The 17516-nt window shown below is 64.7% G+C and carries 16 protein-coding genes; 12 read left to right on the forward strand and 4 right to left on the reverse strand.

What is annotated here, in order from left to right; genetic code table 11:
* The 4 genes from ACIPUB_RS19095 to ilvC form a co-directional block, all read left to right on the forward strand.
* Positions 1-430: dihydroxy-acid dehydratase (locus tag ACIPUB_RS19095; protein WP_407608824.1), on the forward strand; the 430-nt coding region annotated here is incomplete at its 5' end.
* A gap of 283 nt (positions 431-713) precedes the next feature.
* Positions 714-2591 (forward strand): acetolactate synthase large subunit, encoded by a 1878-nt coding sequence (locus ACIPUB_RS19100; RefSeq protein WP_407608825.1) that lies wholly within the window; start codon positions 714-716, stop codon positions 2589-2591.
* A gap of 6 nt (positions 2592-2597) precedes the next feature.
* Complete coding sequence (gene ilvN, locus ACIPUB_RS19105; RefSeq protein WP_264269403.1) at positions 2598-3116, forward strand: acetolactate synthase small subunit; 519 nt, start codon at positions 2598-2600, stop codon at positions 3114-3116.
* Positions 3117-3156: 40 nt separating this feature from the next.
* Complete coding sequence (gene ilvC / locus ACIPUB_RS19110) at positions 3157-4179, forward strand: ketol-acid reductoisomerase (RefSeq protein ID WP_407608826.1); 1023 nt, start codon at positions 3157-3159, stop codon at positions 4177-4179.
* A gap of 404 nt (positions 4180-4583) precedes the next feature.
* On the opposite strand, the gene ACIPUB_RS19115 is transcribed toward ilvC, so the two are convergent.
* Positions 4584-5954, reverse strand: a complete 1371-nt coding sequence (locus tag ACIPUB_RS19115) for an FAD-binding oxidoreductase (protein WP_407608827.1) — start codon at positions 5952-5954, stop codon at positions 4584-4586.
* A gap of 717 nt (positions 5955-6671) precedes the next feature.
* On the reverse strand, positions 6672-6971 hold the full coding sequence (locus ACIPUB_RS19120; protein ID WP_407608828.1) for a hypothetical protein: 300 nt from the start codon (positions 6969-6971) through the stop codon (positions 6672-6674).
* Between the two features lie 342 nt (positions 6972-7313).
* Here ACIPUB_RS19120 and ACIPUB_RS19125 point away from each other — a divergent pair, with 342 nt between their 5' ends.
* Positions 7314-8030 carry a GAF and ANTAR domain-containing protein gene (locus tag ACIPUB_RS19125; RefSeq protein WP_407608829.1) on the forward strand — a complete coding sequence of 239 codons (717 nt, stop codon included), beginning with the start codon at positions 7314-7316 and terminating at the stop codon, positions 8028-8030.
* Positions 8031-8075: 45 nt separating this feature from the next.
* Here the strand turns inward: ACIPUB_RS19125 and ACIPUB_RS19130 are convergent, their stop codons facing one another.
* Positions 8076-9500, reverse strand: coding sequence for a phytoene desaturase family protein (locus tag ACIPUB_RS19130; RefSeq protein ID WP_407608830.1), 1425 nt, complete (start codon positions 9498-9500; stop codon positions 8076-8078).
* Positions 9501-9523: 23 nt separating this feature from the next.
* The gene (locus ACIPUB_RS19135; protein WP_407608831.1) at positions 9524-10027 is read right to left on the reverse strand and encodes a hypothetical protein; all 504 of its coding nucleotides are present in this window, start codon (positions 10025-10027) and stop codon (positions 9524-9526) included.
* A gap of 399 nt (positions 10028-10426) precedes the next feature.
* On the opposite strand from ACIPUB_RS19135, the gene ACIPUB_RS19140 reads away from it, so the two are divergent.
* The 7 genes from ACIPUB_RS19140 to ACIPUB_RS19170 all read left to right on the forward strand — a co-directional run.
* Positions 10427-12583 carry a glycogen debranching N-terminal domain-containing protein gene (locus tag ACIPUB_RS19140; protein ID WP_407608832.1) on the forward strand — a complete coding sequence of 719 codons (2157 nt, stop codon included), beginning with the start codon at positions 10427-10429 and terminating at the stop codon, positions 12581-12583.
* A gap of 20 nt (positions 12584-12603) precedes the next feature.
* On the forward strand, positions 12604-13647 hold the full coding sequence (locus ACIPUB_RS19145; protein WP_407608833.1) for a glycosyltransferase family 4 protein: 1044 nt from the start codon (positions 12604-12606) through the stop codon (positions 13645-13647).
* Positions 13648-13737: 90 nt separating this feature from the next.
* Positions 13738-14586 carry an HAD-IIB family hydrolase gene (locus ACIPUB_RS19150; RefSeq protein ID WP_407608834.1) on the forward strand — a complete coding sequence of 283 codons (849 nt, stop codon included), beginning with the start codon at positions 13738-13740 and terminating at the stop codon, positions 14584-14586.
* 247 nt (positions 14587-14833) lie between these two features.
* Positions 14834-15331, forward strand: coding sequence for a universal stress protein (locus ACIPUB_RS19155; protein ID WP_407608835.1), 498 nt, complete (start codon positions 14834-14836; stop codon positions 15329-15331).
* 155 nt (positions 15332-15486) lie between these two features.
* Positions 15487-16590: a GTP-binding protein gene (locus ACIPUB_RS19160; RefSeq protein ID WP_407608836.1), complete on the forward strand. Its 1104-nt coding sequence runs from the start codon at positions 15487-15489 to the stop codon at positions 16588-16590.
* Between the two features lie 53 nt (positions 16591-16643).
* Positions 16644-16766, forward strand: coding sequence for a type B 50S ribosomal protein L36 (ykgO, locus tag ACIPUB_RS19165; RefSeq protein ID WP_217391085.1), 123 nt, complete (start codon positions 16644-16646; stop codon positions 16764-16766).
* A gap of 266 nt (positions 16767-17032) precedes the next feature.
* Positions 17033-17516: SH3 domain-containing protein (locus ACIPUB_RS19170; RefSeq protein ID WP_407608837.1), on the forward strand; the 484-nt coding region annotated here is incomplete at its 3' end.

The following is a 17516-nucleotide window of genomic DNA, read 5'->3' on the forward strand; positions in this document are numbered from 1 at the left end:
GGGAGCCCTGGCCGCTCTTGATGCCGGCGAGATCCACGCCGGCGACGTCGTGGTCATCCGCTACGAGGGACCCAAGGGCGGCCCGGGTATGCGCGAGATGCTTGCGATCACCGGCGCCATCAAGGGCGCCGGCCTGGGCAAGGACGTCCTGCTGCTCACCGACGGCCGCTTCTCCGGCGGCACCACCGGCCTGTGCATCGGCCACGTGGCACCCGAGGCTGTTGACGGCGGTCCGATCGCCTTCGTCAAGGACGGCGACAAGATCCGCGTTGACATCGCTGCCCGCTCCTTCGACCTGTTGGTCGAGCCGGCGGAGCTCGAGGAGCGCAAGATCGGCTGGGAGCCGCTTCCTGCCAAGTTCACCACCGGTGTGCTGGCCAAGTACGCCAAGCTGGTCAAGTCCGCTTCGACCGGAGCATACTGTGGCTAGGAAATAGCCTGAACCGAAGGGCGGGCGCCACCAAGGCGTCCACCCTTCGGACAACAATCTCAAATAGTGAGATTGTGGGCGTGGGCGTTTGACTCTGGCTTTGGCGGCGACCAAACTGGACACATGCATATCCGCACCGAAGTACTACTAGTTATCAAGCGCTGAGCTTGGGCCCCTCCGGAACATGGAGGGCTTCGGTGACGCGCAAACCCCATTCGCCGCAAGGTGCCTTTGGGGTTTTTTTATGTGCAGGGTTAGAAGAGATAGAGAAGGATATATCCCCATGAGTAACGGAACCACCGCCAGCCCCTCGCTGCCGGCCAAACCCGCCAACCGTAGCAAGGATGCCGCTGTCTCTTCCGTTGTGGAAGCATCGAGCCTGGTCCAAGGCCCGAACAACATCATTGCTCCCACCGAGATGCTTGGCTCACAAGCCATTGTTCGCTCACTGGAAGAATTGGGCGTCAAGGACGTCTTCGGGTTGCCGGGCGGGGCCATCATGCCCACCTACGACTCGCTCATGGACTCGACCAAGATCAACCACATCCTGGTCCGCCACGAACAGGGCTCGGGCCACGCGGCCCAGGGCTACGCCATGGTCACCGGCGAAGTCGGGGTGTGCATTGCCACCTCCGGCCCCGGGGCCACCAACCTGGTCACCGCCATTGCCGACGCGCACATGGACTCGGTCCCCATGGTTGCCATCACCGGCCAGGTGCACAGCGCCTTCATCGGCTCCGACGCATTCCAGGAAGCCGACATCGTGGGCATCACCATGCCCATCACGAAGCACTCCTTCCTGGTCACCAAGGCCGAGGACATCCCGCGGGTCCTGGCTTCGGCGTTCCACGTCGCCGCCACGGGCCGTCCCGGCCCGGTGCTGGTGGACATCACCAAGGACGCCCAGCAGTCCTTGATGCAGTTCTCCTGGCCGCCGAAGATCGATCTTCCCGGCTACAAGACCGTGGTGCGCGGGCACAACAAGCAGGTCCGCGAGGCGGCCAAGCTGATCGCCGCCTCCTCCCGCCCGGTCTTCTACGTCGGCGGCGGCGTCATCAAGGGACACGCCTCGGCGGAGCTCAAGGAATTTGCCGAGCTGGTCGGCGCCCCGGTGGTCACCACCCTGCAGGCCCGCGGAGCCTTCCCGGATTCCCACGAGCTGCATGTGGGCATGCCCGGCATGCACGGCTCGGTTTCCGCGGTCACCGCGCTGCAGCAGTCGGACCTCTTGATCACCCTGGGTGCCCGCTTCGATGACCGCGTCACCGGGGTGCTGCACACCTTTGCCCCCAACGCCAAGGTCATCCACGCTGACATCGACCCGGCGGAGATCTCCAAGAACCGCACGGCGGACATCCCGATCGTCGGTTCGGTCAAGGAGATCATCCCGGAACTCACCGAGGCCTGCCGTACGCTCTTCGCCGATGCCGGCGCCCCGGACCTGTCGGCCTGGTGGAACACCATCGGCCGACTGCGCGAGACCTACCCGATCGGCTTCACCGAAACCAACGACGGTCTCTCGGCGCCGCAGAACGTGATCCAGCGCATCGGCGAACTGACCGGCCCGGAGGCCGTGTACGTCGCAGGCGTGGGACAGCACCAGATGTGGGCGGCGCAGTTCATCAGGTACGAGCGCCCGCATTCCTGGCTGAACTCCGGGGGCCTGGGCACCATGGGCTACTCCGTTCCGGCGGCCATGGGTGCGAAGGTCGGCAACCCCGACCGCGTGGTCTGGGCCATTGACGGCGACGGCTGCTTCCAGATGACCAACCAGGAACTGGCGACCTGCGTCATCAACAACATCCCGATCAAGGTCGCGATCATCAACAACTCGTCGCTGGGCATGGTCCGCCAGTGGCAGACCCTGTTCTACGATTCCCGCTACTCCAACACCGACCTGAACACCGGCCACGGCACCGCGCGAGTCCCGGACTTCGTCAAGCTCGCCGACGCCTATGGTTGCGTGGGGCTGCGTTGCGAACGCGACGAGGACATCGACGCGACCATCAAGCAGGCATTGGAAATCAATGACCGCCCGGTGATCATCGACTTCGTGGTCTCCCGCGATTCCATGGTCTGGCCCATGGTGCCCTCCGGCGTGAGCAACGACCAGATCCAGATTGCTCGCGGCATGACGCCCGAGTGGGAAGAAGAGGACTAGAAACCCATGGCACGTCACACTCTTTCCGTGCTCGTCGAGGACGTACCGGGCGTGTTGACCCGCGTGGCAAGTCTTTTTGCGCGCCGCGCGTTCAACATCCACTCGCTGGCAGTGGGCCCCACGGAGATCAAGGGAATTTCCCGGATCACCGTGGTCGTCGACGCCGAAGGCGACCTGCTCGAGCAGGTCACCAAGCAACTCAACAAACTCATCAACGTCATCAAGATCGTTGAGCTGATGCCCGAGGCTTCGGTGCAGCGTGACCATATCCTGGTCAAGGTGCGCGCCGATGCGGCCACCCGACTGCAGGTTACCCAGGCCGCAGACCTCTTCCGTGCCTCCGTGGTGGACGTGTCCACCGATTCACTCATCATTGAGGCCACCGGCAACGCCGAAAAGATCAACGCACTGCTCGCTGTGCTTGAACCGTTCGGCATCCGCGAGATCGTCCAGGCGGGCACCCTTGCCGTCGGACGCGGCTCCAAATCGATGTCGGACCGCGCCCTGCGTTCCGTCTCTGCCTAAAACGCAATAATCTTCACACTGATACCAAGGAGAAACCACAGTGACTGAAATGTTCTACGACGATGATGCAGACCTTTCGATCATCCAGGGACGCACCGTCGCCATCATCGGCTATGGTTCCCAGGGCCACGCCCACGCACTGAACCTCCGCGACTCCGGCGTTGACGTCCGCGTCGGCCTGAAGGCCGGCTCCAAGTCGATCGCCAAGGCCGAGGCCGAGGGCCTGCGCGTGGTCTCCGTTGCCGAGGCAGCAGCCGAAGCCGACGTCATCATGATCCTCACCCCGGACCAGGTCCAGCGCTTCGTCTACGCCGAGGAAATCGCACCGAACCTGCAGGCCGGCAACGCCCTGTTCTTCGGCCACGGCTTCAACATCCGCTACGGCTACATCGCACCGCCGGCAGACGTCGACGTCGCCCTGGTTGCCCCGAAGGCACCGGGACACACCGTGCGCCGCGAGTTCGAAGCCGGCCGTGGCATCCCGGACCTGATCGCCGTCGAGCAGGACTTCACCGGCGGCGCCAAGGAACTGGCACTGTCCTACGCCAAGGCCATCGGCGGCACCCGCGCCGGCGTCATCGAGACCACCTTCACCGAAGAGACCGAGACCGACCTCTTCGGCGAGCAGGCTGTCCTCTGCGGTGGCGCATCGCAGCTGGTCCAGTACGGCTTCGAGACCCTGACCGAAGCCGGCTACAAGCCGGAAATCGCCTACTTCGAGGTCCTGCACGAGCTCAAGCTCATTGTTGACCTGATGTGGGAAGGTGGCATTGCCAAGCAGCGCTGGAGCGTTTCCGACACCGCCGAGTACGGCGACTACGTTTCGGGCCCGCGCGTGATCACCCCGGAGGTCAAGGAGAACATGAAGGCCGTTCTCGCCGACATCCAGACCGGTGCCTTCGCCAAGCGCTTCATCGATGACCAGGATGCCGGAGCACCGGAGTTCCTGGAACTGCGCGCCAAGGGCGAGGCCCACCCGATCGAGGCCACCGGCCGCGAACTGCGTAACCTCTTCTCCTGGAAGACCACCGATGACTACACCGAAGGTTCCGTCGCCCGCTAAGGCACGCCGAACCCCCCTTTGGTGACAGCGGCTTCGCGCCGCTGGGTGACCGCATGATGATGCCCGTCCCGACTTTCGTCGGGGCGGGCATTGTCATGTGTCGGATGGATGGCAGGGCGGCAAGTTCCAAGAGTGACTTAGGGGGGAAATTTCGGCACGAATGTCGGCACCGGATCCATCATCGTGCGCCGGCGAGTTGGGTCAACGACATTCGCATACTCCGACGCTGACCTGTCCTTACCCGGTGCCTATGCCATCGACACTGGGCGTCCTCTGGTTTCCGGGGCGCATCACGTCCGGGGGCTGCCGGGAGCGTTTGCCGATTCCGCACTCGATGGTTGGGCCGGCGGCGGTGCCTATCAACTCCGGAGTGTTTCGGGCTGCACGGAATACGGCGACTACGCCTAGATTGCCTTGCCAGGGTTCAGGATTCCCTTTGGGTCGAACACGTTGCGGATGGCGTGCTGCAGCTCAAGCGACACGTCGCCAAGTTCCTCCTGGAGCCAATCGCGCTTGAGCAGGCCGACCCCGTGCTCACCGGTGAGCGTTCCGCCCAGTCGCTTGGCCAGATGGAACATTTCCGCCAGCGCTGCCTTGGCCGGGCCCTCGGTGATTGATTCCCCGGGTTCCACAACGATCATGGGATGGAGGTTTCCGTCTGCCGCGTGGGCCACGTTGAAGATCCGTACCCCGGTGGTCCGGGAGATCTCCGCCAGGCCGGCGAACACGTCCGCGAGCCTGTTGCGCGGAACGCCGATGTCGCAGATGGAAACCCGTCCCAGCCTCTCGAGCGAGGGGATGGCCTGTCGGCGTGCGGCCACCAGGGCCGCCGCCGTTTCGGCGTCGGCCGCCTTTTCGATGTGGGTGGCGAAGGGCTCGATGGCCCTGATCAGCACGTCCTGCTCGAGGAAGGCGCCGTAGCCATCGGTCTGTGCCAGCAGGAAGGCACCGCCCTTGGCCCGGTGGTTGCTTCCCTGGACTGCGTCCACGGCTTCGAGCGTGGGACCGTCCATGAGTTCGAGCACGGAGGGCTGGATCCGTGCCGCGATGATCGCCGAGGCCGCCTGGGCCGCGGCGTCGACATCGGCGAAGTAGGCGGCGACCGTGGCGGTGTGGATGGGAGCGGGACGCAGCCGCAAGGTCGCCTCGACGACGATGCCCAGGGTTCCTTCGGAACCGATCATCAAGGCGTTGAGGTCATATCCGGTCACGCCCTTGATGGTGTTCCTGCCGGTGACCAGGATCCGGCCATCGGGCAGGACCACCCGAAGGGAGAGCACCGATTCGCGCGTCACGCCATACTTGGCACACCACATGCCCCCGGCGTTGGTCGCGATGTTCCCGCCAATGGAGCAGATGGCGGTGCTGGCCGGATCCGGGGCGTAGAACAACCCGTGGGCGGCGGCCGCGGCGTTTACCTCGGCATTGAGGACACCCGGTTCGACGACGTCCAACTGCTCCACCGGGTCAAGATGAAGGATCCGGTTCATCCTGGACAAGTCGAGCACGACTTCCCCCGCCCGCGCCGATGCCCCGGCGGCCAGTCCGGTGCCGGCACCCCGCGGAACGACGGGCACGCGGTGTGCGGTGGCCAGCCTCATGGTGTTCACGACCTCCTCCGCGCTCGTTGCGTAGACGACGCCATCGGGAAGGGTCGGCGGGAGGTACCCCGAACGGTCGGTGCTCACCCGGACGCGCTCGGCCTCCTCGGTCGAGGAATGGGCGCTGGCGTTGAGCAGGATCCCGGACGCCGTGAAACCTTTGGTGGTGTTCATATGTGTGGAGAAACCTCGCTGTTTCTGGTGTCGATGTCGGGATCGGGGGGTGTGCCCCGTCGCTACTGGATATCAGGCAACGGGGGGAGTGCGGATCATGGCGAGGGGCGCATGGGCCGGAACGGGTAAAGGCGGATTTTCGATGTGCTGAACGGAGCCCATTGCCCGACCGTTGCTTTGGGGGCGAGGTTGATTTGGCGCTGTTCCGGGTGCCAATCCCCTCTCGGTTGAGAAGGAATTCCGGTGGAGGGGTAGAAGTTTGCCTGTCGGTCTGACCATACTCACGTAGCGGTCCGACCCTAGTCAAGGATGTTTCGCCTGCGGGTTTTCCATTTGCCGACGTCAGACACCGGAATTTCATGCAGCGACGGAGAATCCCCGGGTCGAGGGGGAGAGCATTCCTTGATGCCTGTTCGTGCGGTCGGCCCACGAGGAGAGTGCCTGAGCGCACTCCTGAAACCGCTCGGGAAACGGTGCCTTGCCCCGGCCAAGCGCCTGTTCGGCCGGTGAAGGCGCAGCATCCGGGGAAGGCTATAAGGCGCGGTGGAGCTGCTGGCACTGTGCGCGAACTAAGAGCGACGCTCCATCCCGAGGCTGCCCCCGGTGCTCCCCGGCGCGTTGTGGCCCTCGGGGTCGAACCTCAAGCTGCCTGCACGTACGCGAAAGGGCCAGACGGGGAGCGCGGATTTTGGTCCAGTCGGGACGACGGACCAAAACCTACATTTTTGCGCGGTGCAGTGGCACGCGCCGGTAATTTTGCTCCGTTGAGTCCTCGCTGCGCCACGATATTTCCAGAAAGGGTGGGGCGGTTGCCCAACCGACGTCGTCCTTGATCCGGTTGAGGCCGATGAAATCCCCGTCCGGCAATTGCTCGGCCGTGAAGCTCCAGTCCGTTTCCCCCTCCACCGTGACTTTTCCCGTGGTGCGGAGATCAACGTCAAACACCGGGCTACCGGTTCGGTTGGTCACGTGCGCGGTCAGCGAGTCAATCCAATCCAGTTCCAGGTTCCGTGTCATGAATTAAGCGTAGACCGAATCGGCAGTGCGGTCCCGGTTTTTGCAACGCGCAGGACCAACGAATTTTCGGCTCGCCCGGGCCCGGGAAAGCAACCTGGAATGGCCAACGTCCGTTCTCCGCTTGCCGCTGGTGGGTTCAGGCGTCTGCAGTTACGCGCAAGGGCCGAGGGAGCTATTGTTTGTGGGGGAAATGGAAGTAGTCTTTAGATTGATGGTGACGGGAAGACAGGTCGTTATTCCCGCTCTGATTTCGACGATCGTGTTTTTGGTACCGCGTTTTTCTGAACCGTGCGGAGGCCTCAACCTGGATCGGTGGGGGGACACCGCTAGAAAGGTTGAACGATGATTGCCGTAAACGAATACATGCGAGACCTCCTTCTTGAAACGCAGGATCTCGAATCATTTCTCAATGCGCTGACACATGTCAGTGCCCAGGCCTTGTCCGAGACCGGAGAGCCAGTCCATTGCGGCATCACCCTGCGGCGGCACAAGCGGGTGGGTACGGTGGCCAGCAACAGCTCATTGGCCCAGGAACTCGACGAGGTCCAGTACAGCTATGGTGAAGGACCATGCCTCGCTGCGTGCAAGGAGCAAAAGACGATTCTGATCAACGATATTGAACGAGACGGCCGCTGGCCCGAATACTTTGATGCCATCTCCGCAGCCGGGGTCCGATCGATGTTGGCCGTTCCTTTCAGCCTGGATTCGGAGGACACCGCCGCGATCAATATCTACTCGATGAGCAAGAACGCCTTCGATCAGCAGGACGTGACACAGGTGGAAGGTTACGCCGAGCAGGCCTCGGCCCTGTTGAACCTGGCCGTTCGATTGGCCAGGCACCGCGACAACGAGGAAAACCTCAGGCTCGCCATGGCATCCCGGACAACCATTGACCTGGCGGTGGGCATCATCATGGGCCAGAACAAGTGCAGCCAGGAACGGGCGGTCGAGATCCTGAAGTCGGCTTCCAGCTCCAGGAACATCAAACTGCGCCATGTTGCGGAGGCTGTCATCGCCTCCACCACCAACCAGCCGATCGGAACCCATTTTGATGCGTAGGCCGCCGGGGCGGTAAGTGTTCCACGGCACGGCCAGGGGGAGGCCTCAGCCGATGCCCAGATCCCGCAGCACGGCATCGGCCGCATGCCAGCCGGCCATGCCGTGCACGCCGCCGCCCGGGGGAGTCGAAGACGAACAGATGTAGAGCCCAGGTGCCCCTGCACGGTAGGGCCGCAAGGTGGGCGCCGGACGCAGCACTTGCTGGGTTCCCCGCAACGAGCCGCCGCCGATGTCCCCGCCCACCAGGTTCGGGTTCCAGTCCTCCAGCGCACGCGGGGGAGTCTCGATGCGTCCGATGACCCGGTCCCCGAAACCCGGGGCAAAACGCTCGATCTGGCGGTCCACCAGCGGCCCGACGTCGGCGTCGCAGCCATTTGGCACGTGGGCGTAGCTCCAGATGACTTGTTGCCGCGCCGGCGCGCGGGATTCGTCCGCCGCGGAAGGCTGGGCGAGCATGACAAAGGGCCTCGCGGGAACCTTGCCCCTGCCCACCTCCCGCTCGGCCTGAATCACGTCGGCCAGGGAACCGCCCACGTGCACGGTCCCGGCGTGCGCGGTGCGTTCGTCCCGCCAGGGGATTGGCCCGTCCAGCAGGTAGTCGACCTTGAAGGCACCCGGCCCGTACTTCCAGCGTCGCAGGTGGGAGGCGTAGCGCCCGCCGATCCCGGTGCCTGCCAGTTCCAGGACCTGCCGCGGTGTCAGGTCCAGCAACACTGCATCGCTGGCAGGTAGCTCGCGCAGGTCGCCCACCGGGCTGTTGGTGTGGATGAGTACGTTGTCCAGGGCCAGTTGCTGCACCAGCGCGTGGATGATCGCGTTGGTTCCGCCCCTTGCCACCGGCCACCCCAGCGACTGGCCCAGCCCGCCGAAGAGCACTGCGAAGCCTGAGGTGAACATATGGTTGAGCGGAAGCATCGAGTGGGCCGCCGAACCCGCAAACAGGGCCCGTGCGGCCTCGGACCGAAAGGCCAGCCGCGCCGTGGTGGCGGCGGGCCACAGTGCCCGCGCCCCGAAGCCGGCCATGAGCAATGGATGCGGCGGGATGCGCAACAGCGGTCCGGTGGCGTTTTCCAGGGATTCGAGCGGGTGCCCGGCCACCGCGCGGTGCAGCATCCGCCACGCGGCCGCGTCGACGCCCAGCTCTGCCGCAGTCGTCTCGAGGTCGGGGTGCAGCACGGCGCTGCGTCCGGTGTCCAGCGGGTGGGCCATCGGATAGCGGTGGCGTAGCCAGCGCAGCCCGTGCCTTTCCAGGTCAAGATGCAAGAAGGCAGGACTTCCCACGCCGAAGGGGTGGGCAGCGGCGCCCAGGTCGACCATGGTTCCCGGACCCAGCGTGTCGGCCGAGCGAGCGGCCCCGCCGACCTGTCCAGCTTGCTCGTAAACGGTCACCTGCACCCCGTGTTCGGCCAACCGGGCGGCCGCGGCAAGGCCATTGGGACCGGCGCCGACGACGATCGCGGTTCGTGTCATGGTGGTGGCTTCCTTTCTGGTGGCTATCCGGCGAAGAAGCGTTCCTCCCAGGTGGCCTCGATAATCCCGCGCACCTGGTCGATCTGGTGGGTGGCGCGAGCCTGCAGGTCGCGCAGCAATGCGACGTCGAAGCGGGGATCCTTGGAGGCCACCAGGAGCAGGGTTTCCCACATGGCAAGCTTGGCGCGCAACATCCCGGTCAGCACGTCCAATTCGACCTGTGCCAGGCCGGCCTGCCGCTGGCGCAGCAGGTTCACCGGGTTGACCCGTCCCACCAGGCGCACCGCATGGGTGAAGGCGATCTTCAGCGGGTGTCCTCCATAGCCCAGCCGGTCGATGAGGCTTCGCAGGTCTTCCCGATCCGCCATGACCTGCCGGCAGAGGGAGAGCAACGCCGCCTCGTGCGCGGTTCCCTTCCAGGTATCGGCAGCCGCGCGAAAGGCATTGACTCCTCCCTCGGATCCAAGGAAGTGCTCGTTGAGGTAGTTGGACAAGGTCTGGTGGCTGACGCCCCGGAAATCATTCATGATTGCTCCTCGGATTCGACATGGTGGGACTTGTCCCGGCGAGCCGGGCACCGGAGGGAATGCTGGCCGCGCACTCGTGGCGGCAACCTTTCTCCACACTACGGCCAAGGCACGGAGCGCGGAAGGAAAATGCCGCGCCGCGCCGGAGCCCGGCGTCAGCCCGCACACCCCCATGGAGGAGGGGAGTGAAACTGTTCCTCCGTCAGTCGCACCGGCCTATGCTGGGGAGTGTGGTCAAGCAGTGGGCCGCAGGATGCACTATTGCCGGAAATTGATCATGCAAGATCCACGCCACAGCACTGCATTGGGCCCAGCGCCGGGTGCCCCTCGCCGGTCGGCTCCCGTCGCGCCGCCACATCCCACGCATGTCCCATGCGCCGAATCCGGGGGTGTGCGAGCATGGTGAGCGCCTGGACTTCAGGGGTTGGCGCCCAGCTGGCGGGCCCGGGAGCGGTCACCATCCTGCACGGAACGACGTTCGCCCTGGCGGCCGCCAACGGCGACATGGACGGAACCCGCCCCCATGGGTTCTTCTTCCGCGACACCCGCTTCATCTCCGGCTGGCGGCTGCGGATCAACGGCAAGGACATGGAGCCCCTGGTGGGGACCGCCATCGAACCCTACAAGGCCATGTTCGTCGGCCGGGTGGCCGGAAGCAGCCTGGAGAATGAAAGCCATGTGCTGGTGGAACGCCACCGAAGCCTCAACGGCGGCCTGAAAGAACGAATCGTGGTCCACAACTATTCGAACGCCGAGTTTGCCGCCACGATCTTTCTGGAAGTGGCTGCCGACTTCGCGGACCTCTTTGACGTCAAGGCGGGGATCCGCCGCTCCACGAACGGATCGTTGTCGCACACCGGCCACGGAGGTCTTGAATTCACCGGGAACGTTGGCGGGCACCGGCTGGCCGTTGGCATCCGGGACGAACATGCCATGCCTTCCGCGGGCGGCCTCGAGTACGACATGGTGTTGGCGCCCCAGGGCGAGTGGTCAACGGAGGTCGTTGTGGACCCGTCCATCGACGGCCAAGGCCCCGGGGAAGACGCCCCCATGGGGCAGGCAGCGGGCGCCGTCGATCTCCCGGCCATGCGCCAACAGGCGTGGAAGGAGCGCGTTCCCACGGCGGAAATACAGGACCGCGGGGTGGGCGAAGCCCTGCAGACCGGCCGCGGGGACCTGGGATCGCTGCGCATCTTCGACCCCGAGGACGAGGGCCGGGTGGTGGTTGCCGCGGGGGCCCCGTGGTTCATGGCGCTCTTCGGCCGGGATTCGCTGCTGGCCTCGTTCCTGTCGCTGAGCGTTGATCCCTCCCTTGCGCTGGGAACCATACAAACCCTCGCCGAACGCCAGGGCAGGGTAACCAATCCACCCACCGAGGAAGAACCGGGTAAGATCCTCCACGAGGTGCGCATGGGGTCCTCGCCATCAAAGGAGCTCGGCGGCACCGGGGCCTACTTCGGCTCCGTCGACTCCACGCCGTTGTTTGTCACGATGGCCGGGGAAATGACCAGGTGGGGCGTGGGCGGGCAAACCCTGGAGCGCTTGATGCCCTCGATGGACGCGGCCCTGGGTTGGATCGAGCGAACCACCGCGAAGGATCCCCACGGCTTCCTGACCTACCAGCGCTCGACGCCCACGGGCCTCGCCAACCAGGGGTGGAAGGATTCCTGGGACGGCGTCACCTTCGCCGACGGCAGCATTGCCGAGGCGCCCCTGGCCCTGTGCGAGGTGCAGGGCTACGTGTACACCGCCTACCTCGCGCGGGCCTTGATTGCCCAGCAAGCCAACGACACGGCATTGATGCTGAAGTATGCGACCAAGGCCCAACGCCTCAAGGAAGCCTTCAACGAAAAATTCTGGATTGTCGACCGCGGGTACCTTGCCCTGGCCATTGACGGAGACCAGCAACAGGTGGACTCATGCGCATCGAACATGGGCCACAGCCTGTGGAGCGGGATCGTTGACAGCGCCCTGGCCCCGCAGGTGGCCAAGGCGCTGATGACCCGGGACATGTTCACCGGCTGGGGCGTGCGGACGCTTTCGAGCAAGATGAAGGCGTACAACCCGGCCAGCTACCACAACGGTTCGGTCTGGCCCCACGACAACGCACTGATAGCCGGTGGCCTGATGCGCTATGGCTTTGTGGAGGAGGCCCAACGCGTCGCCACGGCCCTGATGCAAGCGGCCGGATTCCTCAACGGCAGGCTGCCGGAACTCTTCTGCGGACTGGACCGCGGCAGCCATCCGGTCCCCGTGCCCTACCCAACCTCCTGCTCGCCGCAGGCTTGGGCGGCGGCGGCACCCATGCACCTGCTGCGGATCATGCTGCGTTTCGACCCGGTCCTGACCGAGGGGAAGCTCTTCATCGACCCGGTGCTGCCGCCCGAATGGGGCGAGGTGCACCTGCGAAACATCTCCGTGGGCAAGGACAAGATCAACATCACCGCCAACGGCACGCGGTTCCGCATCGAGGGGGCGCCGGCGGGGTTGGAAGTGGTGCACGGTCTGCGCGGCCCGCTGGCCGACATGCTCGACGTCACGGCGGCCCGCCCATGAAACCGGGACGGAGGCCATAGGTGCGTATCGGGATCATTGCCCCTCCGTGGCTCACCGTGCCACCGGAGGGCTACGGCGGAACCGAAACCGTCATCGATGTGCTGGCCCGCGGGCTGGCGGGACTGGGCCACGAGGTGCTGCTGGCAGCTGCCTCGGGCAGCGCCAGCCCGGTAACCCTGGCAGAGGGCAGCTTCCCGCCGGATCCCCGGCACCTGGGCCGAACCCAGGACGAGCTGCGGCATGTCATCAACGCCTATCACCGGCTGGACGGTATGGATATCATCCACGACCACACGCTCGCCGGTCCGTTGCTGATGCGCGCGTCCGGGGCAATCCCCGTGGTGAGCACCGCCCACAATGCCATGGACGCCCTCACCCTGCCCATCTATCGCGCGATGGCCGGGCACGCCTCGCTGCTGGCCATCTCGGACCACCAGGCCACCAGCGCCGACGGGGTCTCCATCTGCCGGGTCATCCACCACGGCATCGACGCGGACAGCATTCCCATGGGAACCGGCAGCGGCGGCTATGCCTGCTTCCTGGGCCGGATGCACCCGAACAAGGGCGTGCTCACGGCCATCAAGGTGGCCAGGAGGGCCGGGGTGCCGTTGCGGATCGCGGCGAAGATGTCCAGCACCGGGGAACACGAATACTTCACCCGGGTCATCCGCCCGAAGTTGGGCGGGGACATCGAATACGTCGGGGAATTGCGGGCCGGGGAAAAATTCCGGCTGCTCGGCGAATCCCTGGCCCTGTTGAACCCCCTCCAGTGGGCCGAGCCCTTTGGCATGGTCATGATCGAGGCCATGGCCACCGGCACCCCGGTGCTGTGCACTTCCCGCGGCTCCGCCCCGGAGATCGTTGACGACGGAGTCACCGGGTTCATCAGGGACACACCCCGGGCTCTTGCCGCGGCCCTGCCCGAATGCGCCAGGCTGAAGCGCCAGGACTGTCGCGCCTCGACGGAGACGAAATTCAGCGCCAGGCGGATGGTGCTCGAGCACGTGGACTTCTATGAGAGGTGCCTGGCCCGGAAGCCCGACCCCTGTCCCGTGCCGGTCTAGCGGAAACGGCCAGGTGCACTTGGGGGCGGCGGCGTCATCGCCGGTGCCCGGATGCGACAGCGCCATCGCGCCCCGGTAGACTCCGTGAATATGCACGCCGAACCACACGCGCCCACCAAGACCATCCATGCCGTCTTCCTCGACGTCGACGGCACCTATGCGGATTACGGGGTGGTTCCACAGGCCCATGCCCGGGCCGTCCGGGCTGCCCGCGAGGCCGGCCACAAGGTCCTGCTGTGCACCGGCCGGCCGGTTGCCATGCTTCCCGAGCACATCCTCGAAGCCGGATTCGACGGACTGGTGGCCAGTGCCGGCGCCTACGTAGAGGTGGACGGCGAGGTGCTCATGGACCGGCGGTTCCCCGCGGAAATGGCGGCCCGGACCCTTGCCGCCCTCGATGCGCACGATGCCATCTATGTCCTTGAATCCCCGGAGGCACTCCACGTCCGTGCATCTGCCGAACCACGCCTGAGGGAAATCATCGAATCGCACTTCAGCCAGCGCCCCGATGGCCGGAAGACCGGTTCCTCGGCCATCCTGGCTTCGCTGGCCCCCATCCCGGCAGATCCCTCCTTCGCAAAGATTTCCGTGTTCGAGGCCCCGGTTTCGGTGGGCAGCATTGCCGCGGAGATCGGGGCGGACGTGGCAGTGGTTGAAAACTCCATCGCCGACGAGGGCCGCCATACGGGGGAGCTGTTTCGGCGCGGGATTTCCAAGGCCGACGGCGTCGCGGTGGCGATTGAACGCCTGGGTATTGACAGGGCTGACACCATCGCGTTCGGCGACGGAGAAAACGACCTGGAAATGATCGCCTACGCGGGGCTCGGCGTGGCCATCGAGGGATCGCATCCCGGGCTCCTGGTCCTGGCCGACAGCACGGCGCCTCCGCCCAGCCGCGACGGGATCGCCGCCGCCTTCGCCGAGCTGGGACTCATCTGATCCCGAGCCCGCCGCCAAGAACCAGAGAACGCCCGACCCGAAGGTCGGGCGTTCCTTGGTGTTCGGAGGGTGTTCCGGCTTCCGGTTGCCAGCGCCGGCGTCGCGGAAATTTTTGCGCAGGCGGCGGAAGCCTGTTTGGTGCGGTCGGACATGTAAGAGGGCAGATGCCGCTATTCCCCTTGCGGTGATATGGGCGGAAAATGACGAGTAGAGAGCGCTGGCATAGCACGCAATCCGGGAGGCCATGATGAACAAGGAAGCCCCACATGTCGGGGGAATGGGCCCGATCGTCGTGGGCGTCTTGCCCAAACAGCCCAGGCGCGTGGTGCTCGAGGCGCGGACACTTGGCGAGGCCCTGGGGGCACCCCTGGTCTTCGCCTATGTGGAGATCAACAGCTACCTGGTCGAGTGGGAACTGAAGGAAGACATCCGCGGCAATTCCCTGCATCCCCGGGACATCGACGAGGACATGACCGAGGAAGCCCGCGACGTCTTGCGGATCCTGGACAGTGCCATGGCGGGAACCAAGATCGAATGGTGGTTGCGGGTACTGGCCGGTGACCCCGGGAAGGCACTGGCCCGGCTGGGCAATGACTTGCACGCGCGAATGATCGTGGTGGGCACGCGACACAAGGGTGTCGGGGCCCGGGTGTCGGAATTGCTCAACGGGACTACCGCACACCACGTGATTGCCCACCAGCAGCTGCCCGTGGTTGTGGTCCCCGTCCATCACGAGGCCTCCTGACGGCGCTGGTTGTCGGCGGCGGGGCTATGCCCTTTCCGGTGATCCGGGTGGAATCCCCTGCCCGAGGGACAATGCATGATCGCCTGTGAGTGCGATGGAAGGGGAGAACTCGAACGATTTGCTAATGAGAATCATTCTCAGATATCGTGTTGGTCGTGACTCTCATACTTGTAACCTCGCTCGAATCCCACATCCGCGACAAGGCGCTCGACTCCTTGGTGGCGTCGATGCCCAACGCGATGGTGGTTCGCCACGATTTGCTGGAAGGCGAACGCGTACTGCGTCGCGTGTCCAGGGGAACGGCAAGCCTGGAACGCAATGAAATCCCCTTGGAACACGGCTGCCTGACCTGCACGGTGAGGCTTGACGTCTTGCCCACGGTGACCCGTATCCTCGATACCCGGCCCGAGGACGTGATCGTCGGATTGCCGCCCAGCGTCAACGCGGACATGGTCCTGGAATACCTTCAACCGCAGCTGGCATTGCGCGGGAAAGTACTTGACTCGATCTGCCTTGCACTGGACCCGGCCGCGCTCGAGGACCAGATGTGGGACTCTCGCACGCTCTGGCAGGCCGGTCTGAGCAGCGTGGAGAAAGACGACAGGACCGCGGGGGAATTCCTCGTCAAGGAGATCGCCTGGGCGGACACGTCCCTGATGCTTGAGGGCCTCTTTGCCCACCTCTTTGAATCGGACGCGCCAGGGTGCCAATCCGGGGGAGGACTCTTCCTGCGCGGGACGCAGCTGCTCACCGAGATGGGACCGCACCTGGCGGTGATCCATCCGGACGAGGATCTGGATCTCGCAACCTACGAGCCGGACTCTGCCCGCCGACGCGCATCGCCTGGCGCCATCATTCTCCGTGATGCCGCCACGACCGGCGACCGCGTGGAGGACGCGTCACAGGACCGGGAATTCACCACGGTGCAACTTCATGCGGAGCGCCCGCTGCATCCGGGACGACTCAAGGACGCGTTGCACAGGATGGCTGAAGGCTGCGTGTGGTTGCGCGGCACCTTCTGGATCGGGAGCCAGCCTGAAACCAAAATGGTGCTCGGCGGTGCCGGCCCATTCGTCTGGCTGGAGAGCCAAGGCAAGTGGGGTGCCGAGACGGCTCGCACCCACATTGCACTGACCAGCGACAGCAGCGATGCATCGGACCTGGCGGAGATCCTTGGCTCCTGTGAATTGTCCGATGCCGAAATCCTCAGGTCGCCCCATTCGTTCGAGGACACATTGCGCCTCACTGACTTGAGCTGAAATTTGCGCCCGTCGGCGACTATTTTTACTGCAATAACTACCGAAGGAAAATGATGAAAGTACGCAACTCCATCCGAGCACTCAAGAAGATTCCGGGTGCCCAGGTTGTCCGGCGCCGCGGGAAGGTCTTCGTGATCAACAAGAAAAATCCGCGCATGAAGGCCCGTCAGGGCTAAGGACCGCCATTCGGGACGTGATGGCCGTTCGTGGTTGGACCACGTGCGGTCATCACGCCCGTGCGGCCGTGCGGCCGTGCGCGAAGGTGCGTCTTGAGGCACGGATCCGACCGCGAATGGTGCCACTATCGGCACCGGTTCGGGACGGGACATTCGCATGCCGAGGCGATGGCGAGAATCCACTCGTGGCCGTCTTCAGTGAACATCACGCAAACTCATATCAGAAAGCTCCGCAAATCCACTCGTCCGCGTGATGTTTGTGGGTAATGTTGTGCACTGTTCGTCATTCGCTTGGCCAGGAGCCCGCATTGCAAAGTAAATACCTTGGAGTGGTGCTGGCCCTTGCCGTGGCACTGATCGGCGGGCCGACTACCGTGGCCACCGCCCAGCCTCTGGCACCGACGGCTGCGGTGAGCATAAGCACCGCCAAGGTTAAGGCGGTCAAGCAATCCACCGCGAACCTGAACCTTCGCAAGAACGCGAGCGTGAAGTCGGCTTCCTTGGTGCTCATTCCCAAGAGCACGAAGCTCACCATCCTCAGGGTCAGCGGCATCTGGCACCAAGTTACCTACATGTCGAAAACCGGATGGGTCTCTGGCGACTATCTGAAATCCGTTTCAGTAGCGAAGTCCAAGGTCTATAACTACACCAAGGTGTTCACCGCGGTGAAGGCCAAGGCGTCGAGTTCGTCGGCGGGTGTTCTTTCGCTGCACCGCCAGACGAAGGTGGAGGTGCTGGGCAGGAGCGGTT

Source organism: Paeniglutamicibacter sp. ORCA_105 (assembly GCF_045798545.1).
Lineage (GTDB): Bacteria > Actinomycetota > Actinomycetes > Actinomycetales > Micrococcaceae > Paeniglutamicibacter > Paeniglutamicibacter sulfureus.

What these genes read in the sequence shown, in the direction of transcription:
- ACIPUB_RS19135 (WP_407608831.1), bottom strand. Translation starts at nt 10,027, where the DNA reads ATGAATGATTTCCGGGGCGTCAGCCACCAGACCTTGTCCAACTACCTC.
- ykgO (WP_217391085.1), top strand. Translation starts at nt 16,644, where the DNA reads ATGAAAGTACGCAACTCCATCCGAGCACTCAAGAAGATTCCGGGTGCC.
- ACIPUB_RS19115 (WP_407608827.1), bottom strand. Translation starts at nt 5,954, where the DNA reads ATGAACACCACCAAAGGTTTCACGGCGTCCGGGATCCTGCTCAACGCC.
- ilvN (WP_264269403.1), top strand. Translation starts at nt 2,598, where the DNA reads ATGGCACGTCACACTCTTTCCGTGCTCGTCGAGGACGTACCGGGCGTG.
- ACIPUB_RS19150 (WP_407608834.1), top strand. Translation starts at nt 13,738, where the DNA reads ATGCACGCCGAACCACACGCGCCCACCAAGACCATCCATGCCGTCTTC.
- ACIPUB_RS19155 (WP_407608835.1), top strand. Translation starts at nt 14,834, where the DNA reads ATGAACAAGGAAGCCCCACATGTCGGGGGAATGGGCCCGATCGTCGTG.
- ACIPUB_RS19100 (WP_407608825.1), top strand. Translation starts at nt 714, where the DNA reads ATGAGTAACGGAACCACCGCCAGCCCCTCGCTGCCGGCCAAACCCGCC.
- ACIPUB_RS19120 (WP_407608828.1), bottom strand. Translation starts at nt 6,971, where the DNA reads ATGACACGGAACCTGGAACTGGATTGGATTGACTCGCTGACCGCGCAC.
- ACIPUB_RS19125 (WP_407608829.1), top strand. Translation starts at nt 7,314, where the DNA reads ATGATTGCCGTAAACGAATACATGCGAGACCTCCTTCTTGAAACGCAG.
- ACIPUB_RS19130 (WP_407608830.1), bottom strand. Translation starts at nt 9,500, where the DNA reads ATGACACGAACCGCGATCGTCGTCGGCGCCGGTCCCAATGGCCTTGCC.
- ACIPUB_RS19140 (WP_407608832.1), top strand. Translation starts at nt 10,427, where the DNA reads ATGGTGAGCGCCTGGACTTCAGGGGTTGGCGCCCAGCTGGCGGGCCCG.